22 protein-coding genes are annotated in these 23,848 nt (G+C 41.9%); 6 read left to right on the top strand and 16 right to left on the bottom strand.

The annotated features are described in order from the left end of the window. Window positions 1–50 precede the first annotated feature (50 nt). Window positions 51–245, top strand: a complete 195-nt coding sequence (locus tag QNM16_RS17935) for a hypothetical protein (protein ID WP_237135646.1) — start codon at window positions 51–53, stop codon at window positions 243–245. A gap of 72 nt (window positions 246–317) precedes the next feature. Here the strand turns inward: QNM16_RS17935 and trpS are convergent, their stop codons facing one another. From trpS to rpe, 3 genes are read right to left on the bottom strand one after another with little or no spacing between them, the layout of a single operon-like run. Next, on the bottom strand, window positions 318–1,322 hold the full coding sequence (gene trpS, locus QNM16_RS17940) for a tryptophan--tRNA ligase (RefSeq protein ID WP_063362829.1): 1,005 nt from the start codon (window positions 1,320–1,322) through the stop codon (window positions 318–320). A gap of 14 nt (window positions 1,323–1,336) precedes the next feature. Continuing rightward, a complete protein-coding gene (locus QNM16_RS17945) occupies window positions 1,337–2,005 on the bottom strand; it encodes an HAD family hydrolase (RefSeq protein WP_284021754.1) in 669 nt (222 codons plus the stop codon). Continuing rightward, window positions 2,005–2,697, bottom strand: a complete 693-nt coding sequence (gene rpe, locus QNM16_RS17950; protein WP_284021755.1) for a ribulose-phosphate 3-epimerase — start codon at window positions 2,695–2,697, stop codon at window positions 2,005–2,007. The genes QNM16_RS17945 and rpe overlap by 1 nt, the downstream gene beginning before the upstream one ends. 172 nt (window positions 2,698–2,869) lie before the next feature. On the opposite strand from rpe, the gene QNM16_RS17955 reads away from it, so the two are divergent. Further along, window positions 2,870–3,163: a hypothetical protein gene (locus tag QNM16_RS17955; protein ID WP_284021756.1), complete on the top strand. Its 294-nt coding sequence runs from the start codon at window positions 2,870–2,872 to the stop codon at window positions 3,161–3,163. Between the two features lie 19 nt (window positions 3,164–3,182). Continuing rightward, entirely contained in the window at window positions 3,183–3,383 is a 201-nt protein-coding gene (locus QNM16_RS17960; protein WP_336620311.1) for a DUF2970 domain-containing protein, read from the top strand. Here QNM16_RS17960 and QNM16_RS17965 read toward each other — a convergent pair. The 9 genes from QNM16_RS17965 to QNM16_RS18005 form a co-directional block, all read right to left on the bottom strand. Next, the gene (locus tag QNM16_RS17965) at window positions 3,380–4,225 is read right to left on the bottom strand and encodes a Dam family site-specific DNA-(adenine-N6)-methyltransferase (RefSeq protein ID WP_284021757.1); all 846 of its coding nucleotides are present in this window, start codon (window positions 4,223–4,225) and stop codon (window positions 3,380–3,382) included. The genes QNM16_RS17960 and QNM16_RS17965 overlap by 4 nt on opposite strands. A gap of 46 nt (window positions 4,226–4,271) precedes the next feature. Then, the gene (locus QNM16_RS17970; RefSeq protein ID WP_284021758.1) at window positions 4,272–5,711 is read right to left on the bottom strand and encodes an SPOR domain-containing protein; all 1,440 of its coding nucleotides are present in this window, start codon (window positions 5,709–5,711) and stop codon (window positions 4,272–4,274) included. Further along, window positions 5,711–6,781, bottom strand: a complete 1,071-nt coding sequence (aroB, locus tag QNM16_RS17975; RefSeq protein WP_284021815.1) for a 3-dehydroquinate synthase — start codon at window positions 6,779–6,781, stop codon at window positions 5,711–5,713. The genes QNM16_RS17970 and aroB overlap by 1 nt, the downstream gene beginning before the upstream one ends. A gap of 27 nt (window positions 6,782–6,808) precedes the next feature. Further along, window positions 6,809–7,327 carry a shikimate kinase AroK gene (aroK, locus tag QNM16_RS17980; protein ID WP_036975093.1) on the bottom strand — a complete coding sequence of 173 codons (519 nt, stop codon included), beginning with the start codon at window positions 7,325–7,327 and terminating at the stop codon, window positions 6,809–6,811. Between the two features lie 151 nt (window positions 7,328–7,478). Beyond that, on the bottom strand, window positions 7,479–9,512 hold the full coding sequence (locus QNM16_RS17985) for a type IV pilus secretin PilQ (protein WP_284021759.1): 2,034 nt from the start codon (window positions 9,510–9,512) through the stop codon (window positions 7,479–7,481). Window positions 9,513–9,530: 18 nt separating this feature from the next. Beyond that, window positions 9,531–10,070, bottom strand: coding sequence for a pilus assembly protein PilP (locus QNM16_RS17990; protein WP_284021760.1), 540 nt, complete (start codon window positions 10,068–10,070; stop codon window positions 9,531–9,533). Next, window positions 10,067–10,672, bottom strand: coding sequence for a type IV pilus inner membrane component PilO (locus tag QNM16_RS17995; RefSeq protein ID WP_284021761.1), 606 nt, complete (start codon window positions 10,670–10,672; stop codon window positions 10,067–10,069). Before QNM16_RS17995 ends, QNM16_RS17990 begins: the two co-directional genes overlap by 4 nt. After that, window positions 10,669–11,271 carry a PilN domain-containing protein gene (locus tag QNM16_RS18000; RefSeq protein ID WP_284021762.1) on the bottom strand — a complete coding sequence of 201 codons (603 nt, stop codon included), beginning with the start codon at window positions 11,269–11,271 and terminating at the stop codon, window positions 10,669–10,671. The genes QNM16_RS17995 and QNM16_RS18000 overlap by 4 nt, the downstream gene beginning before the upstream one ends. Beyond that, window positions 11,259–12,338, bottom strand: a complete 1,080-nt coding sequence (locus QNM16_RS18005; protein WP_284021763.1) for a pilus assembly protein PilM — start codon at window positions 12,336–12,338, stop codon at window positions 11,259–11,261. The genes QNM16_RS18000 and QNM16_RS18005 overlap by 13 nt, the downstream gene beginning before the upstream one ends. A 226-nt stretch (window positions 12,339–12,564) precedes the next feature. Between QNM16_RS18005 and QNM16_RS18010 the strand changes: the two genes are divergently transcribed. Then, on the top strand, window positions 12,565–15,012 hold the full coding sequence (locus QNM16_RS18010) for a penicillin-binding protein 1A (RefSeq protein ID WP_284021764.1): 2,448 nt from the start codon (window positions 12,565–12,567) through the stop codon (window positions 15,010–15,012). A 58-nt stretch (window positions 15,013–15,070) separates the two neighbouring features. On the opposite strand, the gene metL is transcribed toward QNM16_RS18010, so the two are convergent. Both metL and metB read right to left on the bottom strand, forming a co-directional pair. Continuing rightward, entirely contained in the window at window positions 15,071–17,419 is a 2,349-nt protein-coding gene (metL, locus tag QNM16_RS18015) for a bifunctional aspartate kinase/homoserine dehydrogenase II (RefSeq protein ID WP_284021765.1), read from the bottom strand. A gap of 4 nt (window positions 17,420–17,423) precedes the next feature. Next, window positions 17,424–18,647: a cystathionine gamma-synthase gene (gene metB, locus QNM16_RS18020; RefSeq protein ID WP_284021766.1), complete on the bottom strand. Its 1,224-nt coding sequence runs from the start codon at window positions 18,645–18,647 to the stop codon at window positions 17,424–17,426. A gap of 328 nt (window positions 18,648–18,975) precedes the next feature. Here metB and metJ point away from each other — a divergent pair, with 328 nt between their 5' ends. After that, the gene (gene metJ / locus QNM16_RS18025; RefSeq protein WP_063362813.1) at window positions 18,976–19,296 is read left to right on the top strand and encodes a met regulon transcriptional regulator MetJ; all 321 of its coding nucleotides are present in this window, start codon (window positions 18,976–18,978) and stop codon (window positions 19,294–19,296) included. A 54-nt stretch (window positions 19,297–19,350) separates the two neighbouring features. On the opposite strand, the gene QNM16_RS18030 is transcribed toward metJ, so the two are convergent. After that, window positions 19,351–20,592 (bottom strand): malic enzyme-like NAD(P)-binding protein, encoded by a 1,242-nt coding sequence (locus tag QNM16_RS18030; protein ID WP_063362812.1) that lies wholly within the window; start codon window positions 20,590–20,592, stop codon window positions 19,351–19,353. 614 nt (window positions 20,593–21,206) lie between these two features. After that, window positions 21,207–21,422, bottom strand: a complete 216-nt coding sequence (gene rpmE / locus QNM16_RS18035) for a 50S ribosomal protein L31 (protein ID WP_081216524.1) — start codon at window positions 21,420–21,422, stop codon at window positions 21,207–21,209. Between the two features lie 253 nt (window positions 21,423–21,675). Here rpmE and priA point away from each other — a divergent pair, with 253 nt between their 5' ends. Beyond that, window positions 21,676–23,847, top strand: coding sequence for a primosomal protein N' (priA, locus tag QNM16_RS18040; RefSeq protein ID WP_284021767.1), 2,172 nt, complete (start codon window positions 21,676–21,678; stop codon window positions 23,845–23,847). Window position 23,848 lies beyond the last annotated feature (1 nt).

A 23,848-nucleotide genomic window follows, 5' to 3' on the forward strand; every position in this document is an offset into this window, starting at 1 on the left:
AAATTTCAACCAATCTAGTGCTCTTTTGATACAACTAAATAAAGGAAATAATGATGAAACTAAATAAAAAGCACCTAAAGGCACTATCACAAGATAAACGATTACTACCTAATGAAAACACGCCGCATATCGCGGGTGGTACAGGTTCTTGGCCTACTCCTGCAACAACGACCTTTAGAAATAGAACATGTCCAACAGGAGATGCATGTAAAACTAATCAAGGTATCTACTGCGTAACACGCTAATTAATGCCTAAAACTAAAAAAGCCAAAGTACGTTATAAACACTTTGGCTTTTGATCTCGATTGTATATCGTTTTATGGGCGTGGAATAAATCCTACTGCGTCATAAACGGCCTTTAACGTTTTTTCAGCACGCTCGCCTGCTCTTTCTGCGCCGCTGCGCATGATATTATCGAGTAATGTCTGATCAGCTCGGATCTCACGAAAACGTGATTGAATAGGCTCTAGCATTTCAACAACCGCTGCAGCTGTATCCTTTTTCAAGTGCCCATACATTTTATCTTCATACTCTGGTACCAATGCATCGACCGAACGACCCGTTGCAACAGACAACAAAGTTAATAAGTTTGATACGCCCGGCTTTTCTTGACGATCAAAATAAATGCGCGCCTGCTCGTCAGAATCCGTTACTGCTTTTTTCAGTTTTTTCTCAATTTTTTTCGGTTCATCGAGTAAAAGCACAAATGCATTTGGATTTTCATCTGACTTAGACATTTTCTTTAACGGGTCTTGCAGACTCATTACCCGTGCACCTAACTCTGGAATATACGGCTCAGGTACTTTGAATACATCACCATAAATATTGTTAAAACGTGTCGCAATATCACGAGTTAGCTCAAGGTGTTGCTTTTGATCTTCACCTACAGGCACTTGATCAGCTTGATAAATTAAAATGTCTGCAGCTTGTAATACGGGATACGAAAATAAGCCAACGTTAACATTGTTTGCATGCTTTGAAGACTTATCTTTGAACTGCGTCATGCGGTTCAACTCACCCATCTGCGCATAGCAATTAAGCACCCAGCTTAACTGTGCATGCTCAGGAACCTGAGACTGAACAAATAACGCTGACTTTTCTGGGTCGATACCACACGCTGTATACATTGCGATGCCGTCAAGAACACGCTCGCGCATCAGAGCAGGGTCTTGACGCACCGTGATGGCGTGAAGATCTACTAGCATAAAGAAACAATCGTGATCTTCTTGTAGCTTAAGCCACTGGTTTATGGCACCTACGTAATTGCCTATTGTCATACCACCGGTTGGCTGAATGCCACTTAATACTACTGGTTTTGTCATCTTGTTCCTTTATATCAATTTTGGTTCGTTAAAATAGGAATTATATCTGAGAACTGCTCACAGAGGTACTGTGGATTAAACTGTGATAAAACTTCACCTTGATTATATCCATAATTTACAGCAATCACGGATATCTCGGAGCTTTGCGCAGCTAAAATATCACTTTTGGAGTCGCCCACCATCACAGCTTCTGTTGTGGAGATCCCCAGCTGCTCGCAGGCAAGCTGCAACAAATCAGGAGCTGGCTTTTTGTTTCCATCATCTCCACATACAATAACATCAAAATGCTTTTCAATGTTAAGCTTTTGCAACAACTGTAATGTAAATGCTCTACTTTTATTTGTCACTATAGCTTTTGGCAACGAGCTCAGTTCATATAAACCGACTTCAACACCAGGATAAAGTTCTGCATGTTCTCCGACTAACGCCTGATAATGTACTTTAAAACGTTCAGTTGCCTGCTCAATAAGCGTATCGGATAAGTTAGGGTTAATCTCGACATTACAGCTCAAACCGCGCTTAACTAAAACTTCAATGCCATTGCCAACCCACTGCTGTACTTGCCCTTGTGATACCACTGGAAAAGCCACATCTGATAACGCTAAGTTCAAGGCTAAGTGCATCTCTGTCACGCTATCCACTAACGTGCCATCTAAATCAAATAATATACCTGGTAACTTCATTAGCGCACCTTGGCCAATTCTTGACGCATTGCATCAATTACTGCTTTATAATCTGGTTGATTAAAGATTGCCGACCCAGCAACGAACATATCCGCCCCTGCTGCTGCAATTTCCGCAATATTATCCACTTTAACGCCGCCATCCACTTCTAACCGAATTTTTCTTCCCGAAGCATCTATGCGCTCTCGTACTTGTTTCAATTTATCAAGGGTGTTGGGGATAAAGCTTTGTCCTCCAAAGCCAGGGTTCACAGACATTAATAAAATTTGGTCCACTTTGTCCATGACATAATCTAAGCAATGTAATGGCGTAGCAGGGTTTAACACTAAACCTGCTTCACAGCCCTGCTCTTTGATTAATGCGAGACTTCGATCAACATGCTCACTTGCTTCTGGATGGAAAGTAATGATATCCGCCCCTGCTTTAGCAAAACTAGGAATAAGGGCATCTACTGGCTTAATCATCAAATGCACATCAATCGGCGCCGTAATACCATAATTTCTGAGCGCTTCACAAATCATCGGACCAAACGTCAAGTTCGGGACATAATGATTATCCATGACATCGAAATGCACAACATCTGCACCAGCCTCAATGACTCTCTCTACATCGCTACCCAAACGCGCAAAATCAGCGGATAAAATAGATGGTGCGATTAAAAATTCTGATTGTACATTTTTTGATAAAGACATGAGTTCCCCTAAAAATTAGTTGCGTCGCTACTTTACCCCAATTTATCCAAGAAATACACGAATGCGCTGCTGACAACTTGCGAGTAACTAACATAGAAAATAGATAAATCGATTGTTTAATAAATATCCATAGTGTACTATTAATGAATAGCTAATCGCTGAGGGGATGGTTATGGTAACATGGCTAAAAACACGGACAGTATTGTTAGCATCCGCGGCCATAATTTCAATTGGTGTGTTCTCATTTGGGGATGACAACATTGAACTGGCACAAGCTAATTCATGTGAGTGCGTTGACGTATCTTATAATTATAATAATCAACATTGTAAACGTGAAGCACACACAAGTTGGTACGCTTGGTTAACTGGTGGAAGTAGCAATGCTCAGTTTCACTATCTAGATCTATTAGAGCTTTTAATAGGCTCTAACGATCAACAAGATAGCTCTAGAATTTCTGACATTTAATAAGTTGGCAGGACGCGTTATGATGACTTTATTAAGCATCTTTCAAAGCGTCCTAGCTGCTATGTTCGGTGTTCAGAGCAGCAAAAAATATCAATACGACTTCACTCATACACACTTTTGGCCCTACTTAGTCGTAGGCACACTCTTTGTCATTTTATTCGTTGTCGGACTCATATTACTTGTAAACGGTATTGTTTTAGCCGGTGAAAATGGCAGTTAATCGCGAGATAAAGGCTTATTATACAAGGCCATCAATTCATTCACTTTATTTCGTGCATTTCCCTTTGGACTAATGGTTCTTTTGACCTGTATCACATCCAAATTTGCTTCACTGTAAATTTTTCTCGTCCACACAGTATCATGATTTGAAATCAACACAGGCTTGTCACCATTAAAAGCAGCCTGTTCAGCCAGGTTAGCGAGCTGTGCTTGATCATCTAAATTGAAGCCGCCTTTTGCGTAGCTCGTAAAAGAAGCCGTCTTGCTAAGCGGCACATAAGGTGGGTCGCAATATATCACCGAATTATCAGGTAGGCGTTTAAACACTTTCTCATAGCTTAAGCAAGTAAATGTCGCACTCTGAGCTTTCTCAGCGAAATGGTATAACTCATTTTCAGGAAAGTAAGGCTTTTTATATTTCCCAAAAGGCACGTTGAAGATGCCTTTAAGATTATATCTACATAAACCGTTATAGCCATGTCGATTCATGTACAAAAAGAGGATCGCACGTTCATATACATCGACGCATTCATTGAACTGTTTTCGATACTCATAATATGCATCTGCACAATTATTCTGTTCAACGAATAACTTTTTAGCATCGCCGATAAACTCATCTGGAGCACGCTGAATTTCTTTATACAGATTGATCAGATCAGCATTGATATCATTCAAAATATAATGCTTAAAGTTACTATTTAAAAACACAGAGCCAGCGCCAACAAAGGGCTCTACCAAAGTATCAGCCTCACTGTTTGCACTGTGTAATCGCTTAGTGATCTCTTCCACTAAACTATATTTTCCACCTGCCCATTTAAGAAAGGCTCTGGTCTTTTTTTGCATGATCGATCTAATTACCCAAAAGTAGCGGGATTTTACACTATTTTTTTTACTGTGACTGTTGGATTTGCTGCTTTATTTGAGAGATCTGTTTAAAAAAAGGCTTCGCAGCCAATAAATCCGACGTTAACTTAGCCCGTGCCAATTTTGCATCTTCTAAACTCGCATACGGTGCCAATGTTACAAACCACCATGTACGGCCGTTTCTGAGCACTTCAGCAACCTTAAAATTCGCTAACGCATGCTGACTAATGAAATCACTAGCCACCTTTTTGTCCGTGACGGCGAGAAGCTGTATCGTCCACTCAGAATCAGAGCGAGATAAAAACCATATATTATCGTGTTCTGAGCCACGTATCTGTTTAGTCTTTGTCTCGTAAATAGGCTGAGACACTTCCAACGGGCCATCAGTTACTGTATCCGGCTGATTAATTTTTTGCTTAACTTCATCAGGTATTACTTGTGATTGAATTCCCTCGTCAAAGCTAACATCAACACCTTCTACTTCAGTTTCTGAGGCTTCATTTCCTACAACTTCTCCTTCAATACCAGAACTAGGACTATCAGGTAAAGTAAGAAGCGCGTCCAATATCGCTGTGACAGCTTGGTTATCTGTATGACTTTTCTTATTAGGGACTTCCGCTTGGGTCACCTGTACAACACTCTCTTGCCCATCAAGTACCTCTTTAGCTTCTAACACTGTAGGCTCTGACAGCAATTCTGACGGTTGTTCAGCCACATATTGCTTGATATGCAGCATATCGAGTAATTGTTTGTTATAAAGTAATGCTACTAGACATAAAGCAATGACCAATGAGAATGCACCAATAAAAAAGTGCTTTTGCTTGCCCTTTGAAGGCATATTTTCCCGTAAATCCAGCTGTTGTTCGGCTTGTTGCCAATCGAGCAATACACTCGGATTGCCCCTTGCTTCACTGAGAAATGTTGCAAATATAGGGTCATCTTCGGGAGGCAACTCTGAGAAAAACATTCTCATCAGCTGCTTGGACTCTGCATTAGATAATGGCTCTAAATGAATATCTAACGCATTGGGCAACATATTAGGAGCTTGTGCTGTAACTAATATGTAGAGTGTATTTGGCGCACGAGTCGCTAAGTTTTGCAGTTCAGCTATTAGTTCATCACTGAGATGCCTAGCACCATCAAGCACCCATAAGCATGGCTCCGCTGGTTGCTCACTATTGAGTACAAAAAAGTTTTCAGTCAGAGAAAGCTTTTGATCCACTAATGGTGCACGGAAAGTATGCTCCATGAGTTGGCGAATAATATCTACATCTTTTGAGTGTGCGCTAAGCTGGATAAACGCTTTAGAAAAGTCACTATATTTGTCGGTAATAAAGCTCTCTGCTAAATAGCTTTTCCCTAAGCCTGAATTACCGACCAAACAAATTAAGCTCTGCCCATATTCGAATTGCATTGCAATTCTATCTACCAAGGCAGCGCGACTTGGCAATATTTGAGACTGCATTACCGCCCTATTAAATGACCTACATTATCATCAGATACATCATCTACTAATGCACATTCTCCCATCGAGGTTGGCAAGATAAATCTGATTTTGCCTTTTTTATTCTTCTTATCCTTGCGCATATGATGGATAAACTGCTCAGACGTCATTTCTTCAGGCGGGGCTGTTGGTAGCTCATACTGTTCAAGCAAGTTACATATACGTGTAACTTCGTACTCAGACATATCACCACGCTGCAGTCCAAGCCTCATAGCTAACATTATACCAGCCGCGACTGCTTCCCCATGCAGCCAATTGCCATAACCCATTTGTGCTTCTATCGCATGACCAAATGTATGCCCAAGATTCAGCAGTGCACGCAGCCCTGCTTCTTTTTCATCTTTAGCAACTATCTCTGCTTTAATTTCACAACAGCGGTAAATGATTTGATTTAAACTCTGTGTATCAAGTGCTTTTAACTGAGCCGCACTGTCTTCTAACACCGTTAAAAAGGCAGCATCATAGATCAATCCATACTTTATCACTTCAGCCATGCCGGCAGCGAACTCTCGAGCTGGTAAGGTTTTTAGTGAGTTGGTGTCAATAAATACAGCCTTAGGCTGATAAAAAGCACCAATCATATTTTTGCCAAGAGGATGATTGACCGCCGTCTTGCCGCCAACCGATGAATCCACTTGGGATAGCAATGTCGTTGGTATTTGAATAAAAGGCACACCACGTTGGTATGCAGAGGCAACAAAGCCAGTAAGATCACCAATTACACCGCCACCTAAGGCGATTAAGCAAGTATCTCTACCACAGTTATGTTCAAGTAAAAATGCACAGATCTTCTCAAACCACTCGAGTGATTTGTACTGTTCACCATCAGGGATAATAAAATGTAGAGGGGATAAATCTCTAAGCTGTGATTCAATGACTTCGAGATATAGAGGAGCAATAGTTTCATTGCTTATGATAACTGGGCGACTGTGACCAATATGCTCAATCAACCGCCCTTTATCAGATAGTAGGTTTTGCCCAATATAGATGGGATAGCTCCGCTCGTTTAAATCCACATTCAATTCAAGCATCACTACACCCTCCTTTTATATTAGCAATTAAAAATCTAACTTATCTATAATTTGATTTGCGACTACTTTCGCACTTTGTTCATCAGTGCGTACAACGATATCAGCAACTTCGCTGTATAAGTGGTTTCGTTGCTCAGCTAAATCTTCTAAAATTTTTCTTGAGTCTTCACCAGTCTGTAATAAAGGACGGCGCTTATCTCGCTGTGTTCGAGCCACTTGTTTTTCAATGGGCGTTTCTAAATATACTACAATCCCACGAGCTGACAGTTTGTTACGCACTTCCTTACTGATCACTGAGCCACCGCCTGTTGCCAGAACGATGCCCTGCTTTTCAGTCAAATCTGAAATTACAGTCTCTTCACGCTTACGAAAACCTTCTTCTCCTTCGATATCAAAGACCCAGGCAATATCAGCACCAGTGCGGCGCTCAATTTCCTGATCCGAATCAAAAAACTCAAGGTGTAATTGGTCAGCAATGTGACGACCAATCGTGCTTTTACCAGCCCCCATAGGGCCTACTAGAAATATATTACGTTTCTCAGCCATATCTTTTTAGTACAAACGAACTCTAAAATTTGAAATAAAACCCCGCCTAACGACCTGGCCCCAAAATTAAGGAGGGGATTATCTCAGTAATCTATTCAACATTTCAAGTCAAAAGGCGTAAATTCCACCTTTATTTGTTAATTTATCGCCATTACAAATTATCATTCATAATTCTGGGCGTGACAAAAATCAACAACTCTTTCTTTTCATTAATTTCTTTGGTGTTTCTAAATAACACACCAAGGTAGGGGACATCCCCAAGAAGCGGTACTTTACTCACTGCATTTGTCGTTTCTTGTTGGTATATGCCACCAAGCACCACAGTTTGACCGTTATCAACTAAAACCTGCGTTTGTATCTGCTGAGTATTAATTGCAACAGCTGGACCATTTGCGGTTTGTACTGTATCACCTCGCGTATCTTGAGTGATAATTAAATCTAAAATAATTTTGTTGTCCGGCGTAATTTGCGGTGTAACTTCTAAGCTCAAAACCGCTTTTTTGAACTCTACGGCTGTCGCACCACTGGATGATGCCTCAACAAATGGGATCTCGGTCCCCTGTTCTATGCGCGCTGTTTTTTGGTTCGCTGTTGTAATACTCGGCGTCGCTATGATCTCCCCTTTATTTTCCTGCTCTAATGCAGATAATTCAAGGTCGATCAACGTACCATCAGACAGTTTCGCGATATGCATGCCAATACTCGCAGCCGTTGCTGGTGCTGGTAAATTGACATTTAACCTGTCTTCTAAGCCAGGTATCGTACCACCTGAAAGCAGATCAGCTGCCGTTAAGTTACCCGACAAAGCATCATTCCCTTGCTGATCACTGAATCCCCAACGTATTCCCAAGTCTTCTTGAATATTATCTGTCACTGTGACCATACGAGATTCAATACGCACCTGTTTTACAGGGACATCCAGCTTTTCAACCATACGTCTTATACTTTCAATGCTACGTGCCGTATCTTTTATCAACAAGGTATTAGTTCTGGTATCAACAGAAACGCTGCCACGCAAACTAATTATGGAATTGACATCCGTTTTAAGTAAGTCAGAGAACTCTTGTGCTTTTGCATAATTTAATTGGATATATTCTGTATACAAAGGCTCTAATTCTTCGACTTGCTTTCTTGCCTGTAACTCTTTCGCTTCACGTGCGCTTAATTCCTCAGAAGGTGCTACCATTAAAATAGACCCTTCCATTCTTTTATCCAGGCCTTTAACTCGAAGCACTACATCAAGTGCTTGGTCCCACGGTACGCCATCTAACCGCAAGGTGATATTGCCAGATACAGAGTCACTGGTGACCAAATTAAAATTGTTTGTATCTGCAATGATTTGCAGGACAGAACGAACTGGAATATCTTGAAAGTTTAATGTAATTGGCTGCCCTTGGTAAGATTTGCTTTCACCAAAATTAAACTCTGTCGTGTCTTTTTCAACCGTTAGTGTAAATATGTTATCTAGCTGTTGATAGTTAAATTTAAACGCTGAACTCGGCTCAATAACCATGCGCGTTTTAGTATCTTCTCTAAACGTTTCTATTTTACTTACAACCGTACCAAAATCTGTGACATCTAACTCGTATAAATGTTCATCAGGAATGCTGATATGATGAAAATCTGCGATGATTTTATCGCCAACTTGCTGCACATCAATCGCACTTTGTGCTGACTGTAAAAATGCTAATACTTGTCCCGCACCTTCACTGGTGCGCTTAAAATCAATACTTTGAATGCCATTGATATATTGACTTGTTTTTTCATCAGCGCTTGGGTCAGGAATTGGCTTGTCGGATACTTGCAAATATACCAGATTATTTTTTACGCTGGTTTTATAAAGTTTCAGTTCTTCAAGCATAATGGAAATCCTGAAGCCACCAGCCTCCATATTGCTCTGAATAGCATGGATCCCAGCTTTGCCAATCGACATCTGCTTCAAGCTTTCTTCAAATTCGGCATCTTTAAAAAACAATTCTAAACGCGCAGGGTCATTTAAAACTTGAACTTGAGGCTCTCCTTCAAGCTGCTCATCAAATACCAACTGTAGCTCTGTTTCACCAGAAGCTATCGGATTGTAGCGCACATCATAGAGCATAGGGATCGCATGAGAGCATATTGAAGCCCCTAAAAATACTCCGCCAATCAGTGTTTTCGCAAAACTATTTGCTAGGTTGCGCGTCATAGTCGTATCACCTTTTTATTATTCACTCGCGCCCATTTCACCAGCTTCTGGCATCTCAACTGTTGTGAGTCGCTCTTTCCAACAACCAGAGCCATCAGGGATAAGCTCCATTAACTCAATTCTATCAGAGTGGACACCGACCACTTCACCATGATAAAGCCCCATATATTGTCCTTCTTTAACTCGATATAAACCCTGATCAGCCGCCTTTATCAATGCCCAAGTTGTTATATTAGTTGCAATTATGCCTTTCATGACAAGGTTATCCAATGGGAATTTTTCAAGTGGGTCTCGCATTCTTTCCGGATCAGGATGAAGACAGTTTTTTATTTGCACTAGTCTATTTTCAATTACTTCTGGCTGAGGTGCTACAAATGGACTTCGCAACTCAGATGCTTGATACGGAAAATGCTCAAAGTTCATCATTTCTGGAATGGGGTCAATATAAGGCGTTGCACTGGCCTGTACCCTGTCGATATACTCCTTTTGCTCTGCTGTATCATCATTACAACCAGATAAAAGCAATATCAGAAGCACCAAAGGAGCCAGACGCATCATCGGCTTCCTCCTTGCTCATAACGATATGTCTTGGCTACTACACCAAAAACTAACGAGTTATTGCCAGCATTTTCAATTCTAAAATCATGCAAGCTCACTATCCTTGGTAACTGAGCCACTTTACTCACAAACTCACCAAACTCATGATAACTGCCCACAACTTCAAGATTAATCGGTAACTCCGTATAAAACTCTTTTTTCACTTCCGGTAACCAACCAATCTTTAAAAATGTTAAGCCGCTAGAAGTGCCTACATACGTTAAATCATCTAATAACCCTGGCGTTTCATTCGATGTTGGCAGCTTTCTCAATAGTTGAGAAAATTGATCTTCCATATCGAGCATTTGCTGCCTGTATAACTCTAAATTATTTGCCCGACCATATTTTATACGGTAACTTTTGCGCAGTTCTTCTTCTTTATTTACAGCGGCTTCATAGCGATCGATAGATGAAGAGACAAGCATGGTATAGCCAACAATGAGCATAATAAGGACCACCATGGTGCAGCACAGTATCTTAACGGGTAAAGGCCATTCACCTATATTATCTAACTCAACTTCATTCCAATCGATTTCTTGTAATGATTTGATATCAAGTTTCACGATTCCGGTACTCCTGCCTCTGCATTACCAGCCTGTTGACGCTCCTGCTCCATTTGCTCAAATGACTTAACATAAAAATGCATCATAAAATCGCTAAGGAGTCGGTCATCATTGCTCCCTGCAACAATGCCTTGGATAACCGGTTTTTCCAGTAAATAAGAGGATTCTACTGCTCGGAGCATTTGTGACAATCGATTATTTGACTCGCTACGCCCCACTACTTTAATCATATCTTCGGTGCGTTCTAAACTTGTTAAATAAACACCTGCAGGGACTACCCTGGCCACTTCATCAATAATTTGAGTACCCAAATTACGGTTACTTTGCAACACCTCAATGAGCCGTATTCGACGCTGAAGGTTTTCTTTTTGTTTATTTAGACCTTCAATTTCACCAATACGTTTATCTAATTTGGCTATTTCACCTTGCAAGTAGTGATTTTTAATTTCCTGACCTTGTCTTAATCCGTCGTAAAATGTTCCCATCAAATACATTACAGCCAAACTTGTCGCGACAATCACAGCCAAAATAGACAGAAACTTTTGCTGAGATGCCTGCCTCTGTTGTTCTCGCCATGGAAGTAAATTTATATGTGGCATGCAGAAAAGCTCCTCAAAGCCAGTCCCGTTGCTATCGAGAATTGCGCACTATGACGGTTAAGCACACTTCTATCAACTTTAGGAGCTATTTCCATATTCGCAAATGGATCACCAATGATGCTATGCACACCTAATTCATCGACCAAGAGTCGATCTAAGCCTTCGACTAACGCGGTACCGCCAGTCAAAATAATGTAATCCACTTGATCATGACCACTGGTTGTCATAAACATTTGTAATGCTCTCCTTATTTGCTGAAGGAGAGAAGTTTGAAATGGAGCCAAAACCTCAAAAGTATAGTTAGGTGGAAGGTCCCCTGTCGTCTTTGCTAGCTCAGCTTCATCAAAGGTCTTATTATAATAAGCTACAATACTATTAGTATATTGCTCACCACCGAATACTTGATCTCTTGTATACAGTGTTTTTCCCGACTGTACCACACTAATTAAAGTCACGACCGCACCAATATCAATAATTGCCACAACTTTGTCATAGGCGTCAGATGGTAGCTGCTCGTACAATACATCAACTGAGCGTGCCAGCGCATAGCTCTCAACATCAACAACTTTTGCCTTTAAGCCTGACTCCTCCAACGCACCTACTCGCGCCTGCACACTTTCTGTACGTGCTGCAGACAATAAGACGTTAACTTTAGATGGATCTGCTTCATTGACGGATAATTTTTCAAAATCCAGACTGACTTCATCAAGTGGATAAGGAATTAAGCTATCCGCTTCAATGGCGATTTGTGATTCTAATTCAGCATCTGTTAAAGACACATCCATAAATATCATTTTTGTGATAACGGTTTGTCCAGAAACAGCAACCGATGCAAACTGAGTGCCTTTAGGTAATCTTTTTTTTAGTTTAGCAATAACTCGACCTATTGCTTCAATATCTTGAATCGCACGTTCTTTCATCGCACCTTTTGGCAGAGGCTCAATGGCAACCGCTTCAACTCGGTACCCTGCACTTGACTCAGCAAGAAGCACAGCTTTTACACAGTGCGAGCCGATATCTACTCCAACCATCATAGGGGCGTGCTTTTTAAATATTTGATCGAACATGCAATTTACCCAAGTATAAGTTCTAGTCGTTATATTGGCGCTTTAAATTAGGAATTAACATTTGATACGCCATAAGTATTATGCATTATACTTACCAAACAACAACAGTGCATTATTTAACACCTGTTCGGGTAGAAGAATTTACGCAAAAGTTATTAATCGTTTTTTAATCAGGATATACTAACAGCGTCCATTTGTAATTGGGAGTCTCACTAGGGATAAATTCGTGAATTTATTAAAAAGATTATTACAGACTATTTTCGTTTTTGGCCTTTTTGGCTTGCTGATTCTGGTCGGCTTGTATTTCTATGTGAAATCAGATATTCCCAGTGTCAAAGTCCTTAAAGACGTGCAATTACAAACCCCGATGCAGGTATTCACTCGCGATGGAAAACTGATCAATCAGTTTGGTGAAAAGCGCCGCATACCAGTCAAAATCGACGACGTTCCAGAACCCATGCTCAATGCCTTTTTAGCGACAGAAGATAACCGCTTTTATGAACACTTTGGCATTGACCCTATAGGTATCGTCCGCTCTTTTATTGTCCTAGTCAGTACGGGCCAAAAAAAGCAAGGCGCAAGTACCATCACAATGCAATTGGCAAGAAATTTTTTCTTAACGCGAGAAAAAGCCTATATCCGTAAAGTCAAAGAAATCTTCATTGCTTTACATATAGAGCGCTTACTGAGCAAAGATGAAATCTTTGAGCTATATCTCAACAAAATTGAACTGGGTCATCGCTCATTTGGTATTGGCGCTGCTGCACAAGTTTATTATGGCAAAGAACTTAGCGAGCTCACGTTACCACAAATGGCGATGATTGCTGGCTTACCTAAAGCTCCTTCGGCACTCAACCCAATACGTAACCCAACTCGCGCAAAAGCAAGACGTAATGTCGTATTAGGCCGCATGCTTACTGAAAAGTACATTACACAAGCTGAGTATCAAGACGCTATCAATGCGCCAATCACGGCAAAACGCCATGGTGCTGAAATTGAGTTATATGCCCCTTACATTTCTGAAATGGTTCGCGCTTATATGGTTGAAAAATATGGCGCAGATACAGCTTATAACTCAGGCTTTCGCGTTTACACTACAGTCGATGCCAGTACACAAGCTGCTGCGCAACAGGCGCTTGTTAATAACTTGCATAATTATGATATGCGACATGGCTTCAGGGGACCAAGTGCTCGATACTGGCAAGCAGAAGAAACCCCATGGACTACTTCACAAATCACTGAACGACTTAAAAAAGTCAAAGCAATTGATCCGCTTCATGCGGCAGTCGTCACAGCACTTGGGGAGCAATCTGCAGAGGTTGTCCTTAAATCAGGTGAAACCATTACATTAGACTGGCAATCCATAAGCTGGGCGCGTGCATACATTTCCGAACGTCGTCAAGGCCATGCTCCAAAAACTGCGGCAGATATTTTAACCCCAGGGATGCAAGTATGGGTTCGTCGCATTGATCAAACATGGATGCTAAGCCAATTACCACAGCCTGCCAGTGCACTTGTTTCTCTTAACCCGCAAAATGGGCAAATCAAAGCGCTTGTAGGTGGATATAGTTTTAAGCAAAGCCAATATAACCGAGCTGTTCAGGCCAAACGCCAAGTTGGGTCTAACATTAAGCCATTCATTTATTCAGCTGCTTTCGAAGGTGATTACACACTTGCAACCATTATAAATGATGCACCTATCAATCATTGGGACAATAGCTTAGGCGTTGCTTGGCGGCCAAAAAACAGCCCAAATGTCTACAGTGGACCTATTCGTATTCGCAGAGCCTTAGCGCAGTCTAAGAACGTCGTATCAATTAGGCTTATGCGTGGTGTCGGGCTAAATAATACCGCAGACCACATTCTTAAATTCGGTTTTAATGATGCTGATCTCGTGCGCAGTGAATCTCTTGCATTGGGGAGTGCTGCTTTGACACCATTGGAGATGGCAAGGGGCATGAGTACCTTTGCCAATGGTGGCCACTTGATTGAGCCCTACTTCATTGACAGACTTACAGATGCATTTGGCAATGAGCTTGGTACTGCAACACCATTACATGTATGCAGCGATGAGGAGTTAGAGACCGACCCATATCAATGCGCCCCAAGAATCATCTCCGAAAAAAATGCATTCTTAGTGGCTGATGCACTAAAAAGTGCTATTTGGGGCGGAGGCAGCTGGCGGCATAAAACGGGCTGGACAGGTACAGGCTGGCGCGCTCAATCGTTAAAACGTAAGGACCTAGCAGGCAAAACAGGCACGACCAATAATGCTGTTGATACTTGGTTTACAGGCTTTAACCGCAATCTGTTAACTACAGTATGGGTGGGCTTTGATGATGCCAGCAAGCCTTTGGGACGAGCCGCCTACAATAGTAACCTTGGTAAAAAGCAAATCGTCGGCGCAGAAGCAGGCGCAACCACCGCGCAACCGGCATGGGTAAGCTTCATGCGACATGCACTTAAAGATGAACCCCTAGCACCAATTGAGCCACCTCCAGGACTGGTTTCAATTCGAATTGATTTGAAAACAGGGTTATTAAGTGAAAGAAATGACCATACCAGTCGCTTTGAATATTTTGAGCGCGGCACTGCACCGACAAAATATGTCCTCGATTCTGGTAGCAGTACCCCATTTGAAGACTCCTTACCAGCCACAGAAGAGCTCTTCTAACCGCATAAAAAAGGCCATGCTAAGCATGGCCTTTTATTTAATAAATCACAAGGTACAGCTATTTGAGCTTTTGAGTTAACCAGTACAAGTCTGAATGTATGCCCGCAGCTGTCACCTCTTTACCAGCACCAGGACCTTGGATGACCAATGGATTACTTTCATACCATTGGCTGGTGATCACAAATATATTATCACCTGGCGTTAGGTTCGCGATCGCACTACCAGCTTCAGCATAGGCAATACCTACTTTCGCACTGACTTTACCTTGTGCATCAACCTCTAGTGCGCCGGTATAGCGTAAAGCTTTACCTTGAGACTGTGCTTGCTCATAACGTGATTGGTAGAACTCATCTAGCGCCTCACGCTTGGCTAAAAACGAATCCCAATTACCGTCAGCCAGATGCACTGGCATTAAAGGCTCCAAAGCGATGTCGTCAACATCAAGCTGCAAACCTAAGTCTCTCGCTAAAATAAGCAGTTTGCGCTGCATATCTCGTCCAGATAAATCTTCTCGAGGGTCTGGTTCCGTATAACCCATTGACTGTGCTTCTAAAACCAGTTCTGAAAACGCTTTACTACCATCAAAACTGCTACATAGCCACGAAAGCGTGCCAGAGAATACCCCCTCAATACGAGTCACTGTATCTCCACTATTTTGAAGATCTGCTAGGGCAAAGTTAATGGGTAATCCAGCACCAACGCTGGTGTTATACCGCCAATGTAAATTGCGTTCTTGCAACTGCTCAAGTAACTTACCATACCAAGTTTGCTCTGCTGTACCTGCATATTTATTGGCACTGATCAGGTGACAATCATGTGCGACAAAACTTGGATACATGTTGCTAAAGGCGTCGCTGGCAGTAATATCTATCACCACCTTATTTTCGTAATCAAGCTCACCAATACGCTCTAGTAAATCTTCTGGCTGATAGGCTTGTGCTTCACTACGCCACTGCTGCTGCCAACTTCCAATGTTAATACCACTTGGGCAAAACAGCATTTCTTTCGAGCGAACCAATGCCACAACTTTAAGATCAAATGTTGCCTGGAGCTTTTCAACTTGCTTTTGGCACTGCTCAACAAATACCTCTCCAACATTGCCAAGCCCAGCAATAATCACAGCAAGTTCTCGGCCTTTGTTCACTAATTTATCATGTAAAATAGCCAGTACATCACTGTCTATCGATTGATCTGTTAAAAACAAGGCATAGCTACCATCACTGTGAGTAAAACGTACAACTACATCTTGCTGTTCTAACACAGTCGCAGCCTGCTGGGTTAAATGCGCCGTTTCATGACTCGGCGAAACAATTGCTAGCCCTCTGAGATGTGACTCAACAATATTACCTCGTCCGGCTAAATGACTCGCAACAGCGTGGGTGTCCTTGCTTGGCACAAGCAAATAATCCTCACCACCTTTGTTAAAGTGATGAATACTATGCTGTATTAACTGACTCAAGGTGCGCACTTCGCCAACAGCTAGCCCTTCAACACGGATCAAGTCTAACTCATCAAAAGTGGTGATAAAGCGTTTGTCTTTGCTGTAACCTTGCTTGACGATTTCCGTACCAACCACTTCTGGGTCAAAGCTGCTGCGCACTTGTAATTTTATATTGGTGTCTTTTAATGGTGAGAGTGTCTTAGCATGCAGTACAGGGTTGCCAAGGCGTGCTAATAAGTTGGCCTGAACACGGCACACTTTTGGATATTTTATTGCAGAGCTCACTTTACGAGGGTCCGTGCTAAATACGCCCTGAGTATCAGTCCAAATTGAAACAGCTTTGGCATCAACATAGTTGGCGAGTAAAGTTGCGCTATAGTCACTGCCATTGCGTCCAAGCGTAATCGTTTTTCCATCGCAATCAGAGGCAATAAAGCCAGTCACAACGTAAATCTTATCCGCCTTAATTTGCGCAAGACAGGCTTGCTTATTTTGTGCATGCAATAACTGACCTTGGTGCTGTGTGAACAGTGTTCTTGCATCCACATCCTGTGATTCCACATTTAAGGTACTGAGCAATCGAGCTAATAATCTTGCTGACCAAATCTCACCATGTGCTAACAGTGTCGCCTCATGCAATGAGTCACCCTTTGCCGCTTTAGCAATGCTCTGCAATTCATCTTTTAATTGGCTTGATAATGCATTCGCTTGTTGACTATCAAACAGCTCACTTAGAAGTTGATTTTGATGATTTTCTACCTGCAATAAGATGTCGTTAAATCCGTTGTCATCTTTTTGCACATAGCTTTGCCATAGCTTGACCAAAGTATTAGTCGTTTTACCAGCCGCAGAAACAACAACACAATCACCTGCTTGGCATTGGCCCAAAATGATATTTGCAACCGCTTGATAGCGCGCTGCTGAGCTCAGGCTTGAGCCACCAAATTTATGTACTACTTTTGTCATGTTCTTACCATAAAACCGTATGTGCAGGTGATAATTTAAAATCTTTGGCACTGTCTGAGCAGCCTGATTCTGGGCTATTTACTTTTTGAAAAGCCAGCTCTAGATCAGCAAGTAAATCTTCTACATCTTCAATACCGACCGAAATCCGGATCAATGTGTCTCCAACGCCAGCTTCAAGACGAGCTTGTGGGTCCATCCCTGCGTGGGTCATAGTCGCAGGATGACAAATTAAGCTTTCAACACCACCTAAAGACTCTGCGAGCGAGAACTGAGATAGTGAGGTTAAGAATGTCGCAGAATCTTTCAAAGTCCCCTTAATATCAAAGCTCACCATGCCACCAAAGCCATGCTGCTGCTTTTTTGCAAGTTCGTGCTGAGGGTGAGAAACAAGGCCAGGATAATATACCTGCTCAACATATGGCGATGCCTCCAAATATTGTGCAATCGCCAACGCATTTTGTTCGTGTTGCTTTAAGCGTACTTTCAACGTTCTCAAACCGCGCAGCGTTAAGTAGCTATCAAACGGCGAGCCTGTGATCCCGATATTATTCGCCCACCAAGCAAGTTCATCACCAAGCTCTTGAGTGCGTGCGATCACAGCACCACCAACAACATCTGAGTGTCCGTTAATAAATTTAGTGGTTGAATGGACAACGATGTCTACACCAAACGCAATTGGGTTTTGCAATGCAGGAGATAAAAACGTATTGTCCGCCGCAACCAAAGCTCCACACCCATGTGCAGCATTAACGACAGCTTCAATATCTGTTAAACGCAAAATCGGGTTACTCGGTGTTTCTATCCAAACAATCTTAGGTGCAATCTCTGCAATTTGCGCAAGGCTGTCAGGCTGAGTCAAATCAAGTACTTTTACTTTTAATAAGCCACGCTTTTCAAGCGATGTAAATAAACGATAGCTTCCACCATAACAGTCATGTGGAATAACCAATGTATCATCGTGATTTAACAACTGTGTGACTAAATGAACTGCGGCCATGCCAGTTGCCGTGATAATGCCTTTTTCACCGCCCTCAAGTTGAGTCAGCGTATCGGCTAATATATCGCGATTTGGATTACCACTGCGACCGTAGTCATAATCTCGCTTCTTATCAAAATCAGCAAAAGAATAGGTCGTGGATAAATAAAGAGGAGGCACAACTGCACCATGATGCTTGTCAGCATCAATACCATTTCTTACGGCAATCGTTGACTTTTTACTTTGGCTCATAGGTCACCTAGATACTTGGATGTTTAGACGTCTAAAAGGTTAGATGAACAATTTAAAGATGTCAAAACATTTATCCTTCTATATGGCCAAATAACTAGTATTTGACTATCTTATTCAAACCGATAAAATTTCGCCACGAAAGCGATATAGGATGTCAATAAGACTGGATCTTTGACCTAATATGGCAAAAGACCGAGTATTCTGCCAATTTCCTGTACAATGCACATGTATAAACTTTGTGCAAAGTACACACCGTCTGCAGTTCACTCAGCGCGCAAAATACAGTCTTATTTGCATCCAAGGTAAACACTGAGGCAAGTACACAATTATGGCTAAATGGAACGGTGAATATGTTCACCCTTATGCAGAACACGGTAAAAAATCAGAACAAGTCAAAAAGATCACGGTTTCAATTCCTCTGAATGTACTTAAAGTACTGACAGATGAAAGGACTCGTCGACAGGTCAATAACCTGCGCCATGCAACAAACAGTGAATTATTGTGTGAAGCTTTTCTTCATGCTTTTACAGGGCAACCTTTGCCAAACGATGAAGATTTAAGAAAAGATAATCCTGAAAAGATCCCTGCGGAAGTTCGTGAAATCATGGAAAAAATGGGCTTAGAAATCCCAGAGATCAATGAAGACTAAGTTTTTTCAAGCAAAAAAAGCCTCACTAATGTGAGGCTTTTTTGTATCTGGTGATTAGGCCATGTAATTTTCTGGCATATCAATTTGCGCTACACCCGAATCGATTGCAGCTTGTGCCACCGCTTTCGCTATGCGAGGTAGTAAACGTGGGTCCATTGGTTTTGGAATAATATACTCTGAACCAAACTCTAGCGTATCCACTTCTGCTGCAACCAATACTTCTTGAGGCACAGGCTCTTTAGCAATGCTGCGGATCGCTTCCACTGCGGCAATCTTCATTTCATCATTAATAGCGGTCGCACGCACATCGAGCGCACCACGGAAAATGAATGGGAAACACAGTACATTATTAACCTGATTAGGATAATCAGAACGGCCAGTTGCCATGATTAAATCATCACGTGCACCATGTGCCACTTCTGGACTGATCTCTGGATCAGGATTAGAACATGCAAACACAACTGGCTTATCAGCCATCAACTTCAGGTCTTCCGGTGATAATAAGTCTGGGCCAGATACACCAACAAACACATCAGCTTCAGCAATGACATCTTGCAGCGTACGCTTATCCGTATTGTTGGCAAACAGCGTTTTGTATTCATTTAAGTCATCGCGACGTGTATGGATAACGCCTTTACGGTCTAGCATATAAATATGCTCGCGTTGTGCACCACATTTAATCAATAGCTCCATACATGCGATAGCAGCAGCACCTGCGCCTAAGCAAACAATGATTGCTTCTTTGATGTCTTTGCCTTGAATTTCAAGCGCATTTAACATGCCCGCAGCCGTTACAATCGCTGTACCGTGTTGATCATCATGGAAAACTGGTACATCACAACGCTCAATCAAAGCTTTTTCGATCTCAAAACACTCTGGTGCTTTGATATCTTCTAAGTTAATGCCACCGAATGTATCTGCAATATTTGCAACTGTATTGATAAAGTCTTCAGTTGTATTGTGCTTCACTTCAATATCAATTGAATCTAACCCAGCAAAACGCTTAAATAAAAGTGCTTTACCTTCCATTACAGGCTTAGACGCCAATGGACCTAAATTACCAAGGCCTAGAATAGCAGTACCATTACTAATTACAGCTACCATATTACCTTTACCTGTATAACGGTATGCATTAGCTGGATCTGCTGCAATTTCACGTACAGGTTCTGCAACGCCTGGACTATAAGCTAGGGCAAGATCTTTCACTGATTCAGCTGGCTTTGTCAGCTCAACACTGATTTTACCTGGGACGGGGTGTGCGTGGTAATGTAATGCTTTTTCACGTAAATCTGACATGACGCGATTTTTTCCTACGAGAAGTTAAAAGTGAGAGTGAGATAAAAATTCGCTAACTGCTTTAAACAATACCTTTTTTGAAAATTAATTCAAGCACTATCAGGTCTATCCTGTTAGCCGATATTTTTTGTAATTTAGCGACTTTTAAGCCACTTTTCATCAATATTTAATGCAACAAATTAACGCATATACAAACTAAATAGGGCTACAATAGATCAATTTATATGCAAAAAAACCAATAAAATCCCCTTAGAACAACAATTACAACATTAATCTAATTTTAAAGAAATATAGCAGCATTTAGTGACATTTAAATGACTTTAATAACAAATTCAACTCGCATAACTATTCATAACCAAGGTGAATTTAAACACTCAATACTAACCTAGTAATAATAAAAACTAGGTCACAGATGCGATGATTTATTATGCTAACAATCTATTGTTTTAACTATGTTATAGAACAAATATGGCAACTTTTTAATACAATACCAAGTTGAGAGTGATTTTTAATACAAGAGAAAAAGGTGAAGGTAATTATTATAGGGAATAATTGAGTGACTCTAAAACAAAAAAAGCACCCGTAGGTGCTTTCTCTTGCTGACTAAGTCGTTATTAACGCTTAGCAGATAGCGCACCGAAGCGCTTGTTGAAGCGATCAACACGACCACCTGTATCAAGGATCTTCTGCTTACCAGTGTAGAATGGGTGACATGCAGAACATACGTCTAGGTGAATGTCTTTACAAAGAGTTGAACGCGTCTCGAATTTGTTACCACAAGAACAAGTTGCTGAGATCGTCTCGTACTTAGGATGAATACCGTCTTTCATAGGAAACCTCTAGTTAAGGCCGTATCGCTCTCCAAACCCGAAGTTTGGCACCATACGTCGTTATACAAATAAATTGGACGCGTATTTTAGGACTTTCATGTACAAACTACAAGCAATAAATTAGTTATTATGGGGATTTTTATTATTCCTGTTCGCTCTCCACAATTTAGCCTCACAAGCATAGGACGATAAGGTATAATCAGCCCAATTCACTTTCATGCTTTACGCAATAGGCGGATCACTTGGAGAGCACATGCCATTTGCAGCGGTCGCAATAAAAGTCCCTTTACACAAAACCTTTGATTACACCTATCAAACCACGATGACCCCTTGTGTTGGTGGTCGCGTATGGGTCAAGTTTGCGAATCGACGTTGCATAGCGGTAGTGACCGAGCTCAAAACGCACAGTGATGTTCCTGAAGATAAAATAAAGCCGATTGAGTCCGTTATCGATAGCACGCCTATTTTAGATGACTCGCACTTAAAATTTTTAGAATTTATTAGTCACTATTACTGCTACCCTTTCGGAGAAACCTTATTTACCGCTTTGCCGGGCGCGCTGCGTGATGGCCAAGATGTCGATAAAACGCAAGTTCCCATGCTGACATTAACTGATGAAGGGCGAGAAGTAGGAAACCTGAGAGCCAAAAAGCAACAAGCACTGCTTGAACAGCTGCGCACCGCTGGAGATGCGACACACACGGAGCTCAAAACGCTGGGCTTTACACAAGCACAAATCAAGGGCTTGCTAGAAAAACAGCTGATCCGCGAAGAGTTGCGCACAGATACGTCATGGCAAAACACGGCACTGTCTGTTGGTAGCAAACCCCTACTTAATGAAGAACAAGCAACAGCTTGCAGTGCCATCAATCATACAGACGGTTTTCGTACTTTCTTAATCGAAGGGGTCACAGGCAGTGGTAAGACCGAAGTCTATTTGCAGTGTTTAGAAAAAGTCCTCAGTGCTGGTAAGCAAGCCTTGGTACTAGTGCCTGAAATTGGTTTAACCCCACAAACAGTCAACCGATTTAAACGCCGTTTCCCAGGACTGCCTATTGATTTGTGGCACTCTAACTTGACTGATAATGAGCGATTACATACTTGGCGTCGTGCACAACAAGCGACAACAGCACTCGTCATTGGTACCCGTTCAAGTATCTTTTTGCCTTTTAAATCGCTTGCCATGATAGTCGTCGATGAAGAACACGACCATTCATTTAAACAACAGGATAGTTTGCGATACCATGCCCGTGACTTGGCAGCATATCGAGCACACCAAGCGCAATGTCCATTGCTCTTGGGCACCGCAACCCCTGCGCTTGAGACATTAAAAAAAGCGTTAGATAACAAGTTTCAACTGCTCACACTCAGTAAGCGTGCACAAACAAGTCAAGATAATCAGTTTTTATTAGTGGATATGAAAGCACAACAAACCCAAGGCGGGTTTGCTAATACCAGCTTAAAAGCCATTGAACGCACCTTATCAATGGGCAAGCAAGCCATGGTGTTTCTTAACCGTCGAGGCTTTGCGCCTACGCTTATCTGCCATGAGTGTGGCTGGTTAAGCGATTGCCACCATTGTAGTACCAGTGCAACGTATCATAAGACCATGCAACGTTTAGTGTGCCATCATTGTGGGGAACAACAATATGTCCCCCATCAATGCCCTGATTGCGGTAGCACCCAAATTATGCCAACAGGGTTGGGTACCGAGCAGCTCGAAGAGTTTGTGACTGCACAGTTTCCCGACGTGCCTGTGAGTCGGATTGATAGAGATTCAACTCGGCGTAAAGGCAGCTTAGAAAGCGCCCTTGAAAAAATACATCAAGGTGGCGCACAAATTTTGATTGGCACGCAAATGCTGGCTAAAGGACACCATTTCCCTGATGTCGCCTTAGTCATTATTCTAGATGTAGACAGTGGCCTGTACTCCAGCGATTTTAGAGCCACAGAGCACATGGCACAATTAATCACACAAGTGTCAGGCCGCGCAGGAAGAAGTGGCGAGCCAGGCACTGTGATATTGCAAACACACTTTCCTGAACACCCCCTGCTGCAAGATTTAGTTAACAATGGCTATCAGGACTTTGCTCGATATGCGTTAACAGAGCGCCAAGAAGCCATGCTGCCTCCTTATACACATCTGGCATTAATCAGAGCAGAAGCAACATCGGCACACTTAGTCATGACATTTTTATCTGATCTGGTTCCTGCTCAGCCATTCTCTGGTATACAATTGCTGGGGCCGATCCCTGCGCCTATGGAACGTCTCGCAGGAAAGTATCGCTATCAATTACATATACAAGCAACACAACGTAATGTTTTGCATCAATATCTCATGCAATTAAAGGAATATATAAGCAACCACAAGCTTGCAACACGCGTGCGTTGGAATATTGATGTTGATCCTATGGATACCTATTAAC

Origin of the sequence: Pseudoalteromonas umbrosa (assembly GCF_030125375.1) — a bacterium.
GTDB lineage: Bacteria > Pseudomonadota > Gammaproteobacteria > Enterobacterales > Alteromonadaceae > Pseudoalteromonas > Pseudoalteromonas umbrosa.